We start from the raw sequence: 16,614 nt of genomic DNA, 5'->3' as shown, positions 1-16,614 counted from the left end.
TGGCTAGGATCGGCGAGATGCGCTGGTGGTGATCTGTGCATCACGCGATATCTGGAAGTGAACAAGATGGTGAGTTCGACAATCGAAGCCGTCGGCGCGTATCTGCCGACCAGAGAAGTGACGACGGCGCAGTTGCTGGCTCAGCTGGCCGTCGACGCGCCGCTGGATCTGGAGAAGGTCAGCGGAGTCACGGCGCGCAGGGTGCGCGGCGAATCCGAGGACTCGTTCACCCTCGCCCTGGCCGCCGCCCGCAGCGCACTGGACAATTCGCGCTACGACGCCACCGACCTGGACGTGATCATCTCCTGCTCGATCACCCGGACCCGCGGTGAGGACTTCTGCCTGGAACCGTCGTTCGCCCTGATGCTGCGCACCGCGCTCGGGGCGAACCGGGCGATCCACTTCGACGTGTCCAACGCGTGTGCCGGGATGATGACCGGAGTTCTCCTGCTGGACAGGATGATTCGATCCGGCGCGGCACGGCGCGGCATGGTGGTATCCGGGGAGTGCATCACGCCGATCGCCGATACCGCGGTGCGGGAGATCTCGCAGAAGTACGACCCGCAGTTCGCCTCGCTGACTGTCGGCGACGCCGGCGCGGCCGTGGTGCTCGACGGCACCGACGGGCCTGGCCTCGACTACGTGGAACTCAACACCAGTGCCGCTTTCGCGAAGCTGTGCCTCGGCATGCCCAGCGATCAGGGGCCGGGAGTCGCGCTCTACACCGACAATCGGGCGATGCACAACGAATCCCGGTACCTGCTGTGGACCTCGCGGCAGCTGGAGTTCCTGGCCGCCCGCGGGTCCAGCTTCGCCGAGGAGGGCTACGACTACCTGATCCACCACCAATTCAGCGGCCCCGCCGTGGAATTGATCAACAAGATCGCCGAGCGCGAATTCGACGCGGCGATGCCGCCGGGCCTCGCGGTGCTGGACAGATACGGCAACACCGCCTCGACCTCACATTTCGTGGTGTTGCACGACGCGCTGCGGCGGGGACTGATCGCGCCGGGGTCGAAAGTACTGCTGGTACCGGCGGCTTCCGGGGTGGTCGCCGGATTCTTGTCGGTGACAATCGGTGATCTGCGGGTATAGGACAGTATGGGAATCATCATTTCTTCGGCAGTGACGCGCAGCGGCGGAGTCAGCTCGGTGGGCCAGGCGGCCGACGCCGCGCGCGAGGCGTTGACGGGAGCCGGTTGTCCGCCGGAGCAGGTCGACGCACTGATCAACGTGGGGGTCTATCGCGATGCGAACCTCGTGGAACCGGCGGTCGCGGCGCTGATCCAGCAGGCCGCGGGGATCGGGTTGGACTATCGGCGCGGTGACGTGCCGTGTTTGTCGTTCGACCTGATGAACGGCGCCTGCGGGGTGGTGAACGCGATCGGGGTGGCCGCGTCGCTGCTGGCGGATCTGCCCACAGGGCACGTGGTTGTCGTGTCAGGTGACGCGCATCCGTCGGGTCTGGCCGATGTGGAGTTCGCGTTCGAGCCGGTCGGGGCGGCTTTCGTCCTCGAGAATTCCGCCGAAGCCGCGGGTTTCGGCGGAGTCCATGTGAGCGCTGGTGACGTACTGCCCGACCCGCAGGGGTACGTGAAGCTGTCCGCGATGGGAGCCGAGGGGCGATCCTCGCTGACAGTGGAATTGCTCGCCGGGACAGCCGAACTCGTCGAGCACGCCGCTGTCGCGGCGCGAGAAGCGCTGGCGGCGGACGGTATCGACGCCGGACAGGTGGTGCTGCTGTGCGGTAAGCCGACGGCGGATTTCGCCGGCGAATTGGCAGCCCAGCTCGGCGTGGGCGCGGTGGTGACCGACGACTTCGCCGCAGACGCGCACACGTCCGCGTTGACCGCCGCGTTCGTGGCGGCACGTGCAGCGGGACTGGCCGAGCGACCGTTGCTGTTCGTCGCCGCCGATGGTGGACCCACCGCGGCGGCAGTGACCTATCGAGGGGTTGGTGTGCGGTGACACGGTCTCTGCATGTTGTTCCGGATCCGGTGAACGCGCCGCGACATGGTCGCCATCGCGCGGCGGCCGACACGTCGATCGCGGTGCCCAGCTCGGGAACGGTGCTGGCCCTGCGGTCGATTCCGGTGATCGGCTGGCTGTTCCTGATCGTCGGCGTCGTGCGGCCGTTCCGGGCCCGGTGGTTGCGGGTGGCGTTCTGGATCGATGTGGTGCTGAGCGTCGGGGTGCACGCCGCGCAGATTCCGGCGGCCCGGAAAGTGGCCGCCGAACGGGGGATCTCGGGTCGTCGGGCGGCCGTGATGACCATGCTGCTCGGGGCTACCTGGTGGAAGACGCTGGGCGAGGGCGAACAGTGACCGAGGCGGCACCGTCCGGCCGCGGCTCGCGACATCGTCGACGGGACAGCGTAGCGCGATGACAGTGCTGGTGACCGGTGCGAGCGGGTTCGTCGGCGGCGCGATCGTGCGCGGGCTGGTGGCGCGTGGGGTGCCGGTTCGGGCGATGGTTCGGAATCCGGCGTCGGCGCCGTCCGGTGCCGAGGTGGCGGTGGCCGATCTCGCGGACGCGGGTTCGCTGGCCGCGGCGGTGGCCGGGGTACGCGCGGTCGTGCACACAGCGGCCCTGCTCGGTGAATTCGGCAGGCCCGCCGAGTTTTTCGCGGTGAACGTGGCCGGTACCGATCGGCTGATGCAGGAAGCCGCGGCGGCCGGAGTGCGACGGTTCGTGTTCATCGGAAGTCCGAGCGCGTTGATGGCGCCCGATGGCGGGGATCAGGTGGGGATCGACGAGACCATGCCCTACCCCGCGCGATATCTGAACAGCTATTGCGAAACCAAGGCTGTTGCCGAGCAATTGGTGCTGGCGGCCGATACACCGGAGTTCACGACCTGTTCGTTGCGACCGCGGGCGGTGTGGGGACCCGGCGACCGGCACGGGCCGATCGTGCAGATGCTGGCGAAGTTGCGGGCGGGGCGGCTGCCGGATCTGTCCGGCGGGCGCGATGTCCTGGCTTCGCTGTGCTACATCGACCACCTCGTCGAAGCCGTCGCTCTCGCGCTGACGGCCGAGAAAGTCGGTGGGCGTGCGTATTTCATCGCCGACACGGAGCCGGTGCCGGTGTGGGCGACCCTGGATGCGGTGGCCGCACGGTTCTCGTTGGCCGGACCGCGCGTGCGGGTGCCCGCGCCGGTGCTCGGCGGGGCCCTGGCGGCGATCGAAACACTGTGGCGGATACCGGCGGTCGCGCAACGGTGGACTCCCCCGCTGTCGCGGTACGCGGTCGCCCTCGTCACCCGTTCGGCGACCTATGACATCTCCCGCGCCTCCCGGGAACTGGGCTACCGACCGGATGTGCCGTTCACGACCGGCCTGGACAACTTCCACCGCTGGGTCGACCAGGTCGGCGGACTGGACCGGCTGCTGGAGGACGCGTGAGCGACCTGTGGGTGGTGATTCCCGCCTTCGACGAGGAACGCGGCATCGGCGCGACCCTGGATGCCATCGCAGCGCAACAGGACACGGATTTCACGGTTGTCGTGGTCGACAACAACTCCACCGACCGCACCGTCGAGGTGGTACGGAACTTCGCCGCCGCCCATCCGCTGCCGCGCATCGTGGTGATCGACGAGCAGCAGAAGGGCACCGGCGCCGCCGCCGACACCGGGATGCGCTACGCGATTTCCCGGGGCGCCACCTACCTCGCGCGCACCGACGCCGACTGCCTGCCCGCCCCCGACTGGACACAGCGGATCAAGGCGGGGTTCGGCTCCGGGCTGCGGCTGGTCAGCGGTCAGCTGATTCCACGCACCGACGAAGGCGTTTCCTGGATCGACCGCACGATCATTCGGGTGGCATTGGAAGTGGCGTCGGCGTTCGGCAAGGTGCGCTCGGGCAATCGGGATCCGAAATATCTCGGACCGTATGTGATGACGCCGGGGTGCAACATGGCCATCACCGCCGAATTGTATGTCGCCGCAGGCGGATTCCCACGCACTGCGATCGAGGATCTGCACGAGGACCGGGCGCTGGTCAACGCGGTGCGCACGATCACCACCGACTACGGTCTGCGCCGTGATGTGCGGGTGCACGGCTCGAATCGGCGAGTGCGCGCCTGGGGTATTCGCAAGACGCTGGCCTGGTACGCCGATCATCGGTATCGGCCCGACGTGGTCGATATCCGGTGACCGACTTTCTCGCCCGCCTTGCCGCGCAGGCCGACCGGATTCCGGAGGCGTCGGCGCTCGGCACGGTCGGCAAACGTGCGCTCACCTATCGGGAACTGGTGGATTCCCTCGGCAGGGTGGCACACAATCTCGGTGAGGCGGGGTTCGCGCCGGGCGATCGCATGCTGTTCTCGATCCGGCCGAGTGTGCCGTCGGTGATGTTGATCTTCGGCGTGATCGCAGCGGGCGGGACGATCGTGTTCGTCGACCCCGGCGTCGGGCCGGAGCTCTTCGCCACCCGGGTCGGCCAGGTCGAACCAGCGTGGGCCGCAACGGAATCACTGCTGTATGCGGTGAGTGGTCCACTGGCCGGATTCGGGCGAAAGAAGGGGCTGGAACTGCCGCGCTTCGGCGCGCTCGACGTTCGCCATGTTCACAGCGGAGTGTGGTTGCCCGGTACGCCGTTCGGGTCGATTCCGTTGCGGCGGTTCACCGGTGACGCACGCGAGACCGCTCTGCCTAACGCGGATCCCGATGCGGCGGCGTTGATCGTCTTCACCTCGGGGACGACCGATGATCCGAAAGCCGTTGTGCACACGCGTGCTTCGCTGAGCGCGGGACTCGCCGCGATGGGCGGAAACACCAGCCTCGCGCCCGGCGCGTTCCTGCACACCGAGCAGCTCATGATGGGGCTGCCGGCATTGATGGCGGGGGCGCGGTGGGCGATGCCGCGCTACCCCCGGTTCGGGACACAGATCGATCCCGTCCGATTCACGCGGAATCTGCGGAGCGCGACGCACGCGTTCTACACCCCGGCCGACCTCGCTGTCGCGCTCGACGCGATCGAAGCCGGCGACCTCGAGGCCCCGCCGAATCTACGTCAAGTGGCCCTCGGTGGCGCACCGGTCACGTCCGCACTGCTTCGCCGGGCACGGAAGTCGTTGCCCGGCACCGAGTTTCTCGCGATCTACGGCATGACGGAGATCCTGCCGGTCGCGGTCGCGACCGGCACCGCCAAGCTCGCGCACGACGGGGATCTGCTCGGCGCTCCGGTGCGGGGCGTGCGGGCACGGATCGCCGACGACGGGGAACTCGTGCTGTCGGGTCCGAACCTGTGCCGCGGGTATCTCGGCGCCGAGCCGCTGACCGAGATCGCGACCGGGGATCTCGCCCGGTGGGACGGAACGGAACTCGTCCTCACCGGACGCAAGAAGGACATGATGATCCGGGGAAAGACCAACATCTACCCGGGGTTGTACGAGCCGGTGATCACCGCCATCGACGGCGTGCGCGAGGCGATCATGGTGGGCCTGCCGGATGAGATCGGCGATGAGCGGATCGTGCTCGCCGTCGTCACCGATCCGGAGTCCGGGGACGTCGTGGCGCGTCTTCGCGCACGGCTGCCGCAGGTCATCGACACCACAGCCGTGCCCGACGACATCGTGGCGGTGGACCGAATTCCGGTCAGTGGACGGACGAACAAACCCGACAGGGCCGCGCTGCGCGAACTGGTGCGCGGATTGCTCGCCTAGACCACGTGCTACCGCACAAGGTGCGAGCCGATCGACGGCCGCTCGAGCGCCCGCCGCGCAGGACCGAACGCGCGAGCGGCTCAGCCGACGACGGACCCGATGGTGCGGTCGGCGAGCAATTCGATCTTCGCCGACGGGAGCATGGCGTCGACGTAGCAGAAGGTGATCGACATCGTGGTGCCGAAGGTGGCGACCGCGACGGTGAGGGCGCTGGCGCACGAGTTGGTGCCCGCTACGGTCACCGCTGAGATACGCAGGGTATCAGGGGTTTCCGGTGGGACGAGGCGACCCAGGTTGCTCAGGGTGACATTCCACGGGGCACGGCGATCGATGAGTTCGATGGTGCGCCTGCCGGATTCGAGGGATCGGGGGCAACCGTAGCGGATCGCGGCGAGCGCGGTCAGGTCGCTGTTCTTCAGCAGCCGCCGGTTCAGTTGGGTTTTCGCCACGCGCGCCGCGTCCCAGACAGAGTGGGCCGGGCCGTAGGGAACAAAGGCGGGGACCACCGCCGTGAACATGCCGGGCTCGTCGTCGGCCGGGGGCGGGTCGAGGCGCGAGCGGACATCGACCGGAAGGCCGATGCCCGCGACGCCGGAGGATCGGGGGGCGAGTTCACCGAGGGCATTCGCCAGCGCGGCAACCAGCGCGGCGTTGACGGTGACCCCGTGCTCGTGGCAGCGGGCGCGCAGGTCGGCCAGGGCGTCACCCTCGATCGTGCGGATCACGGTGCGGGTGCGGCGGATCGGGAGCGGTGGCGCGGTGCCGGGCAGGCCGGTCGGGCGGCGGGCCATGGCGGCGAGTTGGCCGGTGAAGTTGGTGCGCAGGCAGCGCAGGAGACGGGTGTGCGCGGGTGGGATGAGGTCGTCGGGAGCCGGGATCGGCGGGCGTGAGGCGGCAGGAACGGGAGACCCGAAGGCGTAAGCGAGGATTCGCCAGCCCAGCGACGTCATCGAGCGGCCGTCGAGCAGCACATGGGACAACACCAGGATCAGGTCGTGGTGTTCCTCGGAAGTGCCTGGGCGCCACGACAAATCGATGAGACGTCCGGGTGCCGTCGCGAGGTCGATGGGTTCGGCCAACTGCTCGTCGAAGATCGCGCGCCATTCGTCGGGGTCTTCGACGAGCCGGTGCAGGACCGGTAGGTGCGGGTCGGCGGACGGGGTGAAACGAGGGCCCTCGACAACCGTTGCCCGCAGCAGCGGAAACTCCGCGATCAGCGCGTCGGTCGCCGCTTCGAGACGGTAGGGCCCGATCGGGCCACGCACCCGCAATCGGACCACGCAATTCGCCGGCGACAACTGGTCGACGAGCCAGAACCACCGCTCCGCCGCCGACAGCGGCCGCGCGACCTCGTTGCCCATTATTCGAGCGTACGGCGTGAGCGGGCCGCCTCGTGCGCCGGTGACCGAGCCGGAACTTGTTGGCAACCACGGCCATAAACCGTCTCTCGGTATGCGTAACCCCTATATCTGCTGTTCAGAACCGGCCGATCCCGCGAACACCGGCGACGGCCGGAGCGGCGCTGCCAGAATTCGGCTGGAATCCGCCGAACGAATTCCGCACGGTGGACGACCGCCGAATCGGGAGGACTAGCTTGTCGAATCCGCAGGAACCGCCCCAGGGACAACCGAACTCTGGCAACCAGCCGCCGTATGGCGGTCAGCCCTACGCCGGTCAGCCCTACGGTGGTCAGCCGTATGGCGGTCAGCCGAACTACGGCGGACAACCGTATCCGCCACAGCCGCCCGAGAAGAAGCGCAAAGTGTGGTTGTGGGTCCTGCTCGCCGTGCTCGCGTTGATCCTGGTGATCTGCGGCGGATGCGTCGCCGTCTTCAACAAGGCGGGCGACGAGATCAACGAGAACAGCGCCAAAGCCTCCTCGGCCGCGCCTGCCGGTTCCGAAGTTCGAGACGGCAAATTCGCCTTTGTGGTCACCGAGGTGGATCCGCCGGTAGCAACCGTGGGTGACAACGAGTTCAGCCAGCAGACCGCGCAGGGTGAATACATCCTCGTCCACGTCGACGTCACCAATATCGGCAGCGAGGCTCAGTCGTATTTCGGCGACAACCAGAAGCTGATCGACACCGCGGGTAAGGAATACGCCAACGACACCATGGCCGAGGTCGCGGTCAACTCGGACCTGGCCGTCCAGATCAATCCCGGCAACAAGAAATCGGTGGTCATCGCCTTCGATGTGCCGACCGGGACCCAACCGGCGGCGATCGTGTTCCACGATTCGGCGTTCTCCAACGGAGTGCGCGTCGCGCTGAAATAGTTCACTCGCGAGACCCGATCGCCCCTACCCCGCCGTATTCCGGCGCGGGTGGGGGCGATCTCGCGTTGCCCGCACTTCCACCAGCCGTACTACATGCGTATTATGGACTTATGGGTTTCGAGTGGCCTGATTGGGCGATCGCTCACCTGATCGGCATCGAACCCAGCGAGGTTCGGCAGGTCCTCGCAGCGTCACGACGGTGGCCACGCCCGGCCTTCGACGGCCAGGTGACCGTCCTGACGGTGTGGGGGCGCACCACAGCGGGCCGCCCGTTGATCGTGGTGATGCGACAGCGGGAGGACTGGACGTGGGTGATCATCGGCGCACGCACGATGCGCGCCGAGGAACTGGCGCAATTCGAGCAGTGGGAAAGTGAGACCCGATCATGAGCGAGCCAGGACTTCCGTCCAGCAAAGAAGAACTCGCCGACTTCATGGATCGGCTGAGTTTCTCCGACGAGCCCACCGACGCCCCGCCACGCCTTCCCGTCAACGAAGACATCATGGTGACCACGTCGATCCGCCTGCCCCTCGGCCTGCACAGCCGCCTGAAATCCCTCGCCGACGAACGCCGGGTAGGTGTCTCCACCCTCCTGCGCGAATGGGCCGAAGCGGCCGTCGCCGAAATCGAAGACGAAGACCAGATGATCTCCCTGGCCGAAGCCAAACGCGCCCTCTCCCGAGTCCACCCGATTCATCGGGCGAGCTGACGCCCGGACCGGTAGACGCACAGACGACCGAAGCCCGCGCGGAAAGCGGGGGCTTCGGTCGTCTTGATCAGCCAACTCACCTCAGCGGCGGCGCTTGCCCTTCGAATCGCGGGCGGCTTCGCGGCGTTCACGGCGGGTGCCGGACTGCTGCTGGCCGCCGTATTCCTGGGCGTCGGAACGGGATTCGGCGCGGCCGTCTTCGGCGGGGCCCGAGTAGTTCATGGCTCGGGGGGCCTGGTCGCCGATTCCCTTGGCGCGCAGGGCAGGCGGGGCCTGGGTCTCCGCGGGAGTGTCCTGCGGCCGGGTACCGACCGGGGAGCGCAGGCCCTTGTCGACCGAGACGCCTTCGGGCTGGGGCTGCTGGACCTCTACCTGGAGGTTGAAGAGGAAGCCGACGGACTCCTCCTTCAGCCCTTCCAGCATGGCGGCGAACATGTCGAAACCCTCGCGCTGGTACTCGACCAGCGGATCGCGCTGGGCCATGGCGCGCAGGCCGATGCCCTCCTTGAGGTAATCCATCTCGTAGAGGTGTTCGCGCCACTTGCGGTCGAGGACCGAGAGCAGCACCTGACGTTCCAGGTTGCGCATGGCGCCTTCGCCCGCGAGGCCGTCGATCTCCTGTTCGCGCTTCTCGTAGGCGGTGTGGGCGTCGTCGAGAAGGGCCTCGCGGAGTTCGTCGCGGGTGAGTTCGCCCGCGTCGCCGGTGGCGGTCTCGCCGGTGAGTTCCTTGTGGTCCAGGGTCACCGGGTAGAGCGTCTTGAGAGCGGTCCAGAGCTTGTCCAGATCCCAGTCCTCGACATAGCCCTCGGCGGTGGCACCGTCGACGTAGGCGGTGGTCACGTCGGTGATCATGTTCTGAACCTGACCCTCCATGTCCTCGCCACGCAGGATCTGGTTGCGCTCGCCGTAGATGACGGTGCGCTGCTGGTTCATGACCTCGTCGTACTTCAGAACGTTCTTGCGGATCTCGAAGTTCTGCTGCTCGACCTGGGTCTGGGCGCTCTTGATGGCCTTGGAGACCATCTTCGCCTCGATCGGCACATCGTCGGGCAGGTTCAGCCGGGTCATGATCGACTCGAGCGCGGCACCGTTGAACCGGCGCATCAGCTCGTCGCCCAGCGACAGGTAGAAGCGGGACTCACCCGGGTCGCCCTGACGGCCGGAACGACCACGCAACTGGTTGTCGATACGACGCGACTCGTGCCGCTCGGTGCCGAGCACGTAGAGACCACCCGCTTCACGGACCGTCTCGGCATCGTCCTCGGTCTGCTTCTTCACCTGCTCGAGCGCGGAGTGCCAGGCGGCCTCGTACTCGTCGGGGGTGTTCACCGGGTCGAGGCCCTGCTTGCGCAGCAGGATGTCGGCGATGATGTCGGCGTTGCCGCCGAGCACGATGTCGGTACCACGACCGGCCATATTGGTGGCCACGGTGACCGCGCCGGGGCGACCGGCCTCGGCGATGATCTGGGCTTCCTGCTCGTGGAACTTCGCGTTCAGCACCGAGTGCGCCACACCGCGTTTGGTGAACTGCTTGGACAGGTACTCCGAGCGCTCGACGCTGGTGGTACCGATCAGGACCGGCTGGCCTTTCTCGTGCCGCTCGGTGACGTCGTCGACGACCGCGGCGAACTTGGCTTCTTCCGACTTGTAGATCAGGTCGGCCTGGTCCTTACGGACCATCGGCTTGTTCGTCGGGATCGGGACCACACCGAGGTTGTAGATCGAGTGCAGCTCGGCGGCCTCGGTCTCGGCGGTACCGGTCATGCCGGAGAGCCGGTTGTAGAGGCGGAAGTAGTTCTGCAGGGTGATCGTGGCCAGGGTCTGGTTCTCCGGCTGGATCTCGACCTTCTCCTTGGCCTCGATCGCCTGGTGCATGCCCTCGTTGTAGCGGCGGCCGACCAGGATGCGGCCGGTGAACTCGTCGACGATGATCACTTCACCGTCGCGGACGATGTAGTCCTTGTCGCGCTGGTAGAGCTCCTTGGCCTTGATGGCGTTGTTCAGGTAGCTCACCAGGGGCGAGTTCGCGGCTTCGTAGAGGTTGTCGATGCCGAGCTGATCCTCGACGAACTCCACGCCCTGCTCGTGGACACCGACGGTGCGCTTCTTGATGTCGACCTCGTAGTGGACATCCTTCTTCAGCAGCGGCGCGATGCGCGCGAACTCGGCGTACCACTTCGAGGAGGCGTCGGCCGGGCCCGAGATGATCAGCGGGGTGCGGGCCTCGTCGATGAGGATCGAGTCGACCTCGTCGACCACGGCGAAGTTGTGACCACGCTGGACGAGATCGTCCAGCGAGTGGGTCATGTTGTCGCGCAGGTAATCGAAGCCGAACTCGTTGTTCGTGCCGTAGGTGATGTCGGCGGCGTAGGCCACTCGACGCTCGGCCGGAGTCATACCGCCCAGGATCACGCCGACCTCGAAGCCGAGGAAACGGTGCACACGGCCCATCCACTCGGAGTCGCGCTTGGCGAGGTAGTCGTTGACCGTGACCACGTGCACGCCGTCGCCGGAGATGGCGTTGAGGTACGCGGGGAGTACACAGGTGAGCGTCTTGCCCTCACCGGTCTTCATCTCCGAGATATTGCCGAGGTGCAGCGAGGCGCCGCCCATGATCTGGACCTTGTAGTGCTTCTGATTCAGCACTCGCCACGATGCCTCACGGGCCACGGCGAAGGCCTCGAGCAGCAGGTCGTCGAGGGTTTCCCCGTCCGCGTAGCGCTGGCGGAACTCGTCGGTCTTGGCACGCAGCTCGTCGTCGGTCAGCGCTTCGATCTCGTCGCCGTACGCGATGACCTCATCGGCGAGGTTCGAGAGCCGCTTGACCATGCGACCTTCACCAATCCGTAGCAACCTCGTCAGTGTCAGCGCAGGCACGGGTCTCGTCAGTCCTCTGGTCGGAGTTGTGTTCAACGGCGATGGTAGTCCGCAGACCACCGTACCCGGCGGCGCGGACCCGTGCCCGACGTACCGGCGCAGTCATTACCCCAGGTCACGACGCTCGGCGAGCCTCCTTGCCCGGCACCGCGATTCACCTGCCGTGACGTAGGATGTAGCGCGTGCCCGATCAGCGCCATACGGCACCGGAAGGAGCTTCGGAGCGCGTGATCACGAGATTGACGCCGCAGGACGCGTCGTTCTATCGGCTCGAGTCGAGCAGCAACCCGATCCACATCGGCTCTCTCGCGATTCTGAACAACTCCTCCCCCGACACCGCGGGCCAGGTACTCGACTACGAACGCCTCGTCGACCTGGTCGAATCCCGGCTGCCGATGGTGCCGCGTTACCGCCGCAAGGTGCGCGAGATCCCGCTCGCCATGGGCAGGCCGGTCTGGGTCGAGGACAGCCGATTCGACATCAGCTATCACATCCGGCGCTCCGCGCTGCCGAGTCCCGGCAGCGACTGCCAGCTCTACGATCTCGTCGCCCGGCTCGCGTCGCGACCGCTGGACCAGGGACGACCGCTGTGGGAGATGTACCTGATCGAGGGCCTCGCCGACGGACGCGCCGCGGTGTTCACCAAGTCGCACTCGGCGCTCGTCGACGGTGACACCGCCCTGGAGATCGGGCACGTGATCCTCGACAACTCCCCGCTGCCGCGCGAACTGGCCGACGACTCGTGGCGGGCGCCGCGCGAACCCACCGATGTGGAACTGCTCGCCGGGGCGCTGTCGCAGCTGGCCGCGCAACCGCGCGAGGCCTACAGCGTGATGCGCGACGCCGGATCGAACGCGTTCGGGGTGGTGCGCGGCACGCGGATGGCGGTGAAGGCCGCGGCCAACGTGGTGCGCGCGGCGACCTCGAGCGCGGCGCCGGACAGCCCGCTCAACGCCCGCACCTCACGCAGCCGCCGCTTCGACGTGGTGCGCACAGATCTGGACGACTACCGCACGATTCGCAGGCATTTCGACTGCTCGATCAACGACGCGGTGCTCGCGGTGGTCACCGGGGCGCTGCGCAACTGGTTGCTCTCGCGCAACGAGGCGCTGGTCGAGTCGACCAATCTGCGCGCGGTGGTACCAATGTCGGTCTATGTCGACGGCGACAATCAGCTGACCCCGGCCAGCGAGGTGTCCTCGTTCCTCATCGATCTGCCCGTGGGCGAACCGAATCCGACGATGCGGCTCTCCCACATCTCCCATGCCACCGAAGCGACGGGCAGGCAGCGTCGCGGGGTGCGGGCGCGCACGCTCGTGCACCTGGCCGGGTTCGCGCCCGCGAGCCTGCACGCGATGAGCGTGCGGGCGGCGAGTACCTTCGCCGACAACAGTTTCAATCTGGTGATCACCAACGCGCCGGGACCACAGACCGCGATGTACATCGGCGGGGCGCGCATGCTGGAGATGTATCCGGTATCGCCGCTGCTGCGCAATCAGACGTTGAGTTTCGGGCTCACCTCGTACGACGGTCAGGTCTTCTACGGACTCAACGCCGACCGCGACGCCATGGCCGATATCGATGTCCTCGCGGCATCGGTGCACGAATCGATGGAGGAGTTGCTCGGTGCCTGTCTCTGAGAACGACACGATGCGCGTCTACATCCCGGCGACGATTCCGCTGCTGCGCCTACTCGTCGACGAGCAGCAGCTGCTCCCGCTCGGCGCGACCGCGTTCGCCGTGACGCCCGCCCTGCGCGAGGCCTACGCGGCGGGCGACGACGACGAACTCGCCGAAGTGGCGATGCAGGAAGCCGCGCGGGCCTCCATGCGATTGATCGGCGCCGAGCGCGACGGACTCGACGATCTCGACGACGACGCCGAGGGCGCGGCCGCCACCCCGGGTGGCCCGGTGTATCGGCGCGCGGTGATCGCGGCGGATGTAGCGGGGGCGAAACTGCGGCCCGATCTCGACGATGCTGTGGTGAAGCTGGCGGGGCCGGTCACCTTCCGACAGGTCGCGGCGGTGCATGTGGACCTGGCCGAGGCCGAGCCGCAGGTGGCCAAGGCTGTGGACGTCATCGACGCCGCCGACCTCGGCGATACCGACGCGGAATTCGTGCTCGGCGACGCGGAGGACCACCAGCTTGCCTGGTACGCGCCACAAGAACTGCCGTTCCTGCTCGAGCTGTTGTAATCTGCGGCCTGCGGCGCCGGGGTTGCTCAATGTTCACAACTGGCGCTGAACCTACGATGCCGTAACCTGGCTGCGAGAGGGCTACCCCACGGTGGACCGGATGCACGACAGGGAGAAATCGCACAGCATGGTCATCGACAAGTTCCGGGAATGGCTCGAAGCACCGGCGGCGCAGGTCGCCGACCGCGGCGGCAAGCTGAACGTCTTGCGCGGCGCGGTCGCCCGGGTCACCACTCCCCTGCTGCCCGACGACTATCTGCATCTGGCCAACCCCCTGTGGTCGGCGCGCGAACTACGCGGGCGCATCGTCGAGGTCCAGAAAGAGACCGCCGACTCGGCGACCCTGGTGATCAAGCCGGGCTGGGGCTTCGATTTCAAGTACCGCCCCGGGCAGTACATCGGCATCGGCATCCTGATCGACGGCCGCTGGAACTGGCGTTCCTACTCGCTGACCTGCCCGCCGGACTGGACCGGCGAGGGCGGCAAGCGGCTCATCTCCATCGCGGTGAAGGCGATGCCGGAAGGCAAGTTGTCCAGCCACCTTGTCAACGGGGTGGCCGCGGGCACCATCGTGCGGCTGGCCGCGCCGCAGGGCGGGTTCGTGCTGCCGGAGCCGCCGCCGGCGAAGGTGCTGTTCCTCACCGCGGGCAGCGGGATCACCCCGGTCATGTCGATGCTGCGCACGATGGACCGGCGCGACGGCGTCAAGGATGTGGTGCACGTGCACTCCGCGCCCACCGACGCCGATGTGATGTTCGGCGCCGAACTGCGCGCCCTGCACGACAAGCATCCCAGCTTCGTCTCGCACCTGCAGCTCACCGACGCCCACGGCCTGTTCTCGCTGGCCAGTCTGGACGAGCTCTACCCCGACTGGCGCGAGCGCGAGACCTGGGCGTGCGGACCTGCCCCGATGCTCGACGCGATCGAAACTCACTGGAAGAACGCGGGTGTGGCCGACAAGCTGCACATCGAACGCTTCGAGGTGGAACGCTCCGCGATCGGCGAGGGCGGCACGGTGACCTTCGGCACCACCGGACGCGCCCTCACTGTCGACGGCGCCACCAGCCTGCTCGAAGCCGGTGAGTCCGTCGGCGTGCAGTTGCCCTTCGGCTGCCGGATGGGTATTTGCCAGACCTGCGTGGTGACGCTGTCCGCGGGACACGCCCGCGACCTCCGCAACGGCGACGAACGTCAGCCCGGCGATAAGGTGCAAACCTGCATCTCCGCTGCCGCCGGCGACTGCACCCTCGACATCTAGGTCGGCCCGCCGCAACGACAACCGGGTACCCTCGGAGTTATGCGTCGGTCATAAACCCGTGACCAACGGCAATCTTTGCGGCCCCTGACTTCGATCAATTCCGGCCGGGCGCGACTTAGGACCACTCACAGGAGGACCCCCGGTGGCTATCACCGATATTCAGGCCTTCGCCCATTTGACGGCGGCCGACATCGAGACACTGGGGAAAGAACTCGATTCGATCCGCCGCTCGGTGGAGACCTCCCGTGGCGAACGCGACGCTCGCTACATCCGCCGCACCATCGCCGCCCAGCGAGCTCTCGAGGTCGCCGGGCGCGCGGTGCTGTTCGGCAGCCGCAATCGCTGGGCGTGGCTGGGCGGCACCGCGATGCTCTCCGTCGCCAAGATCATCGAGAACATGGAGCTGGGCCACAATGTGAGCCACGGCCAATGGGATTGGATGAACGATCCCGAGATCCACTCCACCACCTGGGAGTGGGACATGACGGGCACCTCGGCGCAGTGGCGCCGGGCGCACAACTATTCGCACCACACCTACACCAACGTGCTCGGCAAGGACGAGGACCTCGGCTTCGGCATTCTGCGGATGACCCGCGACGAGGCGTGGCGTCCGGTGCATCTGATCCAGCCCGCCGCCAATCTGCTGTTGGCCGCGACCTTCGAGTGGGGTATCGCGCTGCACGATCTCGGCATCGAGAAGGAGCTGGCCGGGATCAAGGGCGCCGGGATGATCTCGCCGCCCGATATCGACTTCTACCGCAAGGCGGGCCGTCAGGTCGCCAAGGATTTCGTGATCTACCCGGCGCTGACCGGCCCGGCCTGGAAGTCGACGCTCAAGGCCAACGCCACGGCCAACCTCGTCCGCAACCTCTGGTCGTACGCCGTGATCTTCTGCGGGCATTTCCCCGACGGCGCGCAGAAGTTCACCGCCGAGCAGCTCGACGGGGAAACCCAGGGCGAGTGGTACCTGCGCCAGATGCTGGGCAGCGCCAACTTCAAGGCCGGCCCCGTGATGGCGTTCATGAGCGGCAACCTCTGCTACCAGATCGAGCATCACCTGTTCCCCGACCTGCCGAGCAATCGGTACTCGGAGGTGGCGGTCCGGGTGCGCGAGCTGTGCGACAAGTACGACCTGCCCTACACCACCGGATCGCTCGGCAAGCAGTACCTGCTGGCCTTCCGCACCATCCACAAGCTGGCGCTGCCGGATCGCTTCCTCAAGCGCACCGCCGACGATGCGCCCGAGACGTCATCGGAGCGCAAGTTCGCCGGTATCTCGCTGCCCGACAGCCTGCGAGTCGATCCGGAGACGGGCAAGCGTTTCGGTCTGCGCTCGGCGCTGCACGATGCGAAGGTCTCGCTCGAGATCAAGGCCCGGCACGAGAAGGAAGTGCTGCGCGAGGCGAAGACGGCCCTCAAGGCGCGGGCACGGCAGGAGAAGCTGGCGCTGCGCGAGGCCAAGCGCGCACTGGGCGAACGCGCCGTGCGCGAACGGGGTGTGCTGCGCGACAAGGCAGCTCGCCACATGGCTCGCCGCGCCCGATAACATTTACGTTTCGATTACGCAATAGGACTTATCACACATTTCGCCCCGAAAATCGCCAACCTACGCTCTCGTAACTTACGGTACTGTAGCC

15 protein-coding genes are annotated in these 16,614 nt (G+C 67.1%); 13 read left to right on the top strand and 2 right to left on the bottom strand.

What is annotated here, in order from left to right; all coding sequences use genetic code 11:
* The first annotated feature begins 66 nt into the window (after window positions 1–66).
* From ACFWFP_RS23470 to ACFWFP_RS23445, 6 genes are read left to right on the top strand one after another with little or no spacing between them, the layout of a single operon-like run.
* The gene (locus ACFWFP_RS23470) at window positions 67–1,095 is read left to right on the top strand and encodes a 3-oxoacyl-ACP synthase III family protein (RefSeq protein WP_379298316.1); all 1,029 of its coding nucleotides are present in this window, start codon (window positions 67–69) and stop codon (window positions 1,093–1,095) included.
* Window positions 1,096–1,101: 6 nt separating this feature from the next.
* Window positions 1,102–1,968 carry a hypothetical protein gene (locus ACFWFP_RS23465; RefSeq protein ID WP_379298314.1) on the top strand — a complete coding sequence of 289 codons (867 nt, stop codon included), beginning with the start codon at window positions 1,102–1,104 and terminating at the stop codon, window positions 1,966–1,968.
* On the top strand, window positions 1,965–2,324 hold the full coding sequence (locus tag ACFWFP_RS23460; protein WP_379298312.1) for a hypothetical protein: 360 nt from the start codon (window positions 1,965–1,967) through the stop codon (window positions 2,322–2,324). Before ACFWFP_RS23465 ends, ACFWFP_RS23460 begins: the two co-directional genes overlap by 4 nt.
* 58 nt (window positions 2,325–2,382) lie before the next feature.
* On the top strand, window positions 2,383–3,402 hold the full coding sequence (locus ACFWFP_RS23455; RefSeq protein ID WP_379298310.1) for an NAD-dependent epimerase/dehydratase family protein: 1,020 nt from the start codon (window positions 2,383–2,385) through the stop codon (window positions 3,400–3,402).
* Complete coding sequence (locus tag ACFWFP_RS23450; RefSeq protein WP_379298308.1) at window positions 3,399–4,151, top strand: glycosyltransferase family 2 protein; 753 nt, start codon at window positions 3,399–3,401, stop codon at window positions 4,149–4,151. Before ACFWFP_RS23455 ends, ACFWFP_RS23450 begins: the two co-directional genes overlap by 4 nt.
* Window positions 4,148–5,662 carry a class I adenylate-forming enzyme family protein gene (locus ACFWFP_RS23445; RefSeq protein ID WP_379298306.1) on the top strand — a complete coding sequence of 505 codons (1,515 nt, stop codon included), beginning with the start codon at window positions 4,148–4,150 and terminating at the stop codon, window positions 5,660–5,662. Before ACFWFP_RS23450 ends, ACFWFP_RS23445 begins: the two co-directional genes overlap by 4 nt.
* Window positions 5,663–5,742: 80 nt before the next feature.
* On the opposite strand, the gene ACFWFP_RS23440 is transcribed toward ACFWFP_RS23445, so the two are convergent.
* A complete protein-coding gene (locus tag ACFWFP_RS23440) occupies window positions 5,743–7,023 on the bottom strand; it encodes a hypothetical protein (RefSeq protein WP_379298304.1) in 1,281 nt (426 codons plus the stop codon).
* A 233-nt stretch (window positions 7,024–7,256) separates the two neighbouring features.
* On the opposite strand from ACFWFP_RS23440, the gene ACFWFP_RS23435 reads away from it, so the two are divergent.
* From ACFWFP_RS23435 to ACFWFP_RS23425, 3 genes are all read left to right on the top strand, one after another.
* Window positions 7,257–7,937 (top strand): DUF4352 domain-containing protein, encoded by a 681-nt coding sequence (locus tag ACFWFP_RS23435; protein WP_379298302.1) that lies wholly within the window; start codon window positions 7,257–7,259, stop codon window positions 7,935–7,937.
* A gap of 110 nt (window positions 7,938–8,047) precedes the next feature.
* A complete protein-coding gene (locus ACFWFP_RS23430) occupies window positions 8,048–8,326 on the top strand; it encodes a hypothetical protein (RefSeq protein WP_056813016.1) in 279 nt (92 codons plus the stop codon).
* Complete coding sequence (locus ACFWFP_RS23425; RefSeq protein WP_378916768.1) at window positions 8,323–8,646, top strand: hypothetical protein; 324 nt, start codon at window positions 8,323–8,325, stop codon at window positions 8,644–8,646. Before ACFWFP_RS23430 ends, ACFWFP_RS23425 begins: the two co-directional genes overlap by 4 nt.
* 81 nt (window positions 8,647–8,727) lie before the next feature.
* On the opposite strand, the gene secA is transcribed toward ACFWFP_RS23425, so the two are convergent.
* Window positions 8,728–11,523 carry a preprotein translocase subunit SecA gene (gene secA, locus ACFWFP_RS23420; protein ID WP_379298299.1) on the bottom strand — a complete coding sequence of 932 codons (2,796 nt, stop codon included), beginning with the start codon at window positions 11,521–11,523 and terminating at the stop codon, window positions 8,728–8,730.
* Between the two features lie 227 nt (window positions 11,524–11,750).
* On the opposite strand from secA, the gene ACFWFP_RS23415 reads away from it, so the two are divergent.
* The 4 genes from ACFWFP_RS23415 to ACFWFP_RS23400 all read left to right on the top strand — a co-directional run bounded on the left by ACFWFP_RS23415 (window position 11,751) and on the right by ACFWFP_RS23400 (window position 16,523).
* On the top strand, window positions 11,751–13,163 hold the full coding sequence (locus ACFWFP_RS23415; RefSeq protein ID WP_379298297.1) for a wax ester/triacylglycerol synthase family O-acyltransferase: 1,413 nt from the start codon (window positions 11,751–11,753) through the stop codon (window positions 13,161–13,163).
* Between the two features lie 10 nt (window positions 13,164–13,173).
* Entirely contained in the window at window positions 13,174–13,719 is a 546-nt protein-coding gene (locus ACFWFP_RS23410; RefSeq protein ID WP_379298371.1) for a DUF6912 family protein, read from the top strand.
* Between the two features lie 100 nt (window positions 13,720–13,819).
* A complete protein-coding gene (locus ACFWFP_RS23405) occupies window positions 13,820–14,977 on the top strand; it encodes a ferredoxin reductase (RefSeq protein ID WP_379298295.1) in 1,158 nt (385 codons plus the stop codon).
* 142 nt (window positions 14,978–15,119) lie between these two features.
* Complete coding sequence (locus tag ACFWFP_RS23400; protein ID WP_379298293.1) at window positions 15,120–16,523, top strand: fatty acid desaturase family protein; 1,404 nt, start codon at window positions 15,120–15,122, stop codon at window positions 16,521–16,523.
* Window positions 16,524–16,614 lie beyond the last annotated feature (91 nt).

Origin of the sequence: Nocardia sp. NPDC060249 (assembly GCF_042728755.1) — a bacterium.
In the GTDB taxonomy this organism is placed as follows: domain Bacteria; phylum Actinomycetota; class Actinomycetes; order Mycobacteriales; family Mycobacteriaceae; genus Nocardia.
Note: the sequence above shows the minus strand (reverse complement) of the source record. Positions and strands in the feature narration are given on the sequence as shown.